This is a genomic window from Mycobacterium sp. NGS27, assembly GCF_059813005.1.
The window spans coordinates 1-2,813 of sequence record NZ_JCALDT010000018.1 but is presented as its reverse complement, the minus strand read 5'-3'; the positions used below and the strand labels follow the sequence as shown (position 1 = coordinate 2,813).

At 66.3% G+C, this 2,813-nt stretch carries 1 protein-coding gene; it reads left to right on the top strand.

Features of this window, described 5'->3' with window-relative positions; all coding sequences use genetic code 11:
• On the top strand, positions 1-2,813 hold a 2,813-nt coding region (locus tag AC5Y30_RS25355), incomplete at both ends, for an amino acid adenylation domain-containing protein (protein WP_499922034.1).

The window sequence follows — 2,813 nt, the reverse complement described above, 5'->3', positions numbered from 1 at the left end:
GGTGCCGGCGGCGCGAGCAGAGTTCATCCTTGGTGACGCCGCCCCCGTTGCCGCCGTCACCACCAGCGAATTGCTCGACCGGCTGGATGGGCGTGACCTCGTGCTCATCGACGTCAACGATCCCAGCATCAGTGCGCAACCCAGCGCTGCCTTACCGGAGCAGCCGGCCGATGATGTCGCGTATTTGATCTACACCTCGGGCACTACCGGCGTCCCCAAGGGCGTGGCGATAACCCACCGCAACGTGATCGAGTTGTTGACCTCGATGGAGCACCGGCTGGAGTTGTCCGGGCAGGTGTGGTCGCAGTGGCATTCGTTGGCCTTTGACGTCTCGGTGTGTGAGATCTGGGGTGCGCTGCTGCATGGTGGGCGGCTGGTGGTGGTGCCGGAGTCGGTGGCGCGTTCGCCGGAGGATTTCCACGCGTTGCTGGTCGCCGAGCAGGTCAGTGTGTTGAGTCAGACGCCCTCGGCGTTTTACGCACTGCAGACCGCCGACGCGCTCGCCCCCGAAATCGCAGACCACCTCAACCTCTCCACCGTGATATTCGCCGGTGAAGCGCTCGAGCCCCAGCGTCTGGCAACCTGGCTGGACAATCACCCGGTTTCGCCGCGATTGATCAATATGTATGGCACGACCGAGACGACGGTGCACGCCTCGTTCAGGGAGATCGTCAGCAGCGACGTCGAGCGAAACGCCAGCCCCATCGGCGTGCCGCTGGCCCACCTCGGATTCTTTGTGCTGGACAGCTGGTTGCGCCCGGTACCCGCCGGCGTGGCCGGTGACCTGTACGTCGCCGGTTCGGGGGCGGGGTATGGCTATGTGGGCCGCGCGGGTTTGACGGCGTCGCGATTCGTGGCGTGCCCGTTCGGTGGGACCTCGGCGCGGATGTATCGCACCGGGGACGTCGTGTCGTGGGACGCTGACGGGGAGCTGCAGTATTTCGGGCGTTCCGATGACCAGGTCAAGATCCGCGGCTACCGCATCGAGCTCGGTGAGGTCCAAGCGGCACTGGCCGCAATGGACGAGGTGCAGCAGGCGGTGGTGATCGCACGCGAGGACATCCCCGGCGACAAGCGCCTGGTCGGTTACGTCACCGGTACCGCCGAGCCGGCCGCGCTGCGCACGGCCCTGGCCGAGCGGCTCCCGGCGTACATGGTCCCCGCCGCGATAGTGCCGATCGACGCCTTGCCCCTCACGGTCAACGGCAAACTCGATAAACGGGCCCTCCCGGTGCCGGAGTACCAGGATGTTGTCGGTTATCGCGCTCCATCCACGGCGATCGAGGAGATCGTCGCTGGTGTCTACGCCCAGGTGCTGGGACTGCAGCGCGTCGGCGTCGACGAGTCGTTCTTCGATCTGGGTGGCGATTCCCTGTCGGCGATGCGCGTCATCGCGGCGATCAACAGATCGTTCGACGCCAGCGTTCCGGTCCGTGCTTTGTTCGAGGCGCCAACCGTCACCGAGTTGGTTCCCCGTATCGGTGCCGGCGAGGGTGGGCTGGAGCCGTTGGTGGCCCTCGAGCGGCCGGCGGTGGTTCCGCTGTCGTTTGCCCAGAGCCGGTTGTGGTTCATCAATCAATTACAGGGATCTTCAGCCGTTTACAACATGGCGGTGGCGCTGCGCCTGAGTGGTCGCCTCGACGCCGACGCGTTGGGCGAGGCGCTGTCTGACGTGGTGGGCCGCCATGAGAGCCTGCGCACACTGTTTCTCGCGACCGACGGCGTCCCCCAGCAGTTGGTGGTGGCACCCAAGCAGGACTTCGGTTGGCAGGTCATTGACGCTGCCGGCTGGCCGGACGACCGGCTCCAGGAGGCCGTCGGCGTCGCGGCGCGCTACCCGTTTGACTTGGCGACCGAGATCCCCTTCCGGGCAGGGCTTTTCCGTGTCGCCGAGGATGACCATGTGCTGGTTGCGGTGGTGCACCACATCGCGGCCGACGGGGTCTCGGTGAGCCCGCTGGTCCGGGATCTGGCCGTGGCTTACGCCAGCCGATCTGTCGGGCAGGCCCCGGATCTCGCGCCGTTGCCGGTGCAGTACGTCGATTACACGTTGTGGCAGCGCGCGCAGTTCGGTGATCTGGACGACAGCGCCAGCCGGATCGGTGCACAGCTGGCCTACTGGGAAGACGCGCTGGCTGGAATGCCCGAGCGGCTGCAGTTGCCCACTGATCGCCCCTATCCGCCGGTTGCCGATTACCGCAGTGCCAGCGTGGTGGTGGACTGGCCGGCCGAAGTGCAGCAGCGGGTCCGCGAAATGGCGGCAGAGCACAACGCGACCGGTTTCATGGTGATGCAGGCGGCCCTCGCGGTGTTGCTGTCGACGCTTAGCGGCAGCGCGGATGTGGCAGTCGGGTTCCCGATCGCGGGGCGCCGCGACCCTGCGCTGGACGAGTTGGTGGGTTTCTTCGTCAACACGCTGGTGTTGCGGGTGGATGTAGCGGGGGAACTGACCGCCGCCGAGTTGCTGGCTCAGGTGCGTCAGCGCAGTCTGGCGGCGTATGAGCATCAAGATGTGCCCTTTGAGGTGCTGGTCGAGCGGCTCAATCCCACCCGCTCGCTGAACCACCACCCACTGGTTCAGGTGATGTTGGCCTGGCAAAACTGGCAGACCAACGATCCCGCCGCCGGACTGGCGTTGGGTGACCTGCAGATCTCCTCGCTGCCAGTCGGTGCGCACACCGGCGGCATGGACCTGGTCCTATCGCTGGCCGAGCGCTGGACGGAAGCCGGCGATCCCGCCGGAATCAGCGGGAACGTGGAGTTTCGCACCGACGTGTTCGACGCCCGCAGCATCGAGTTGTTGGTCGAGCGGC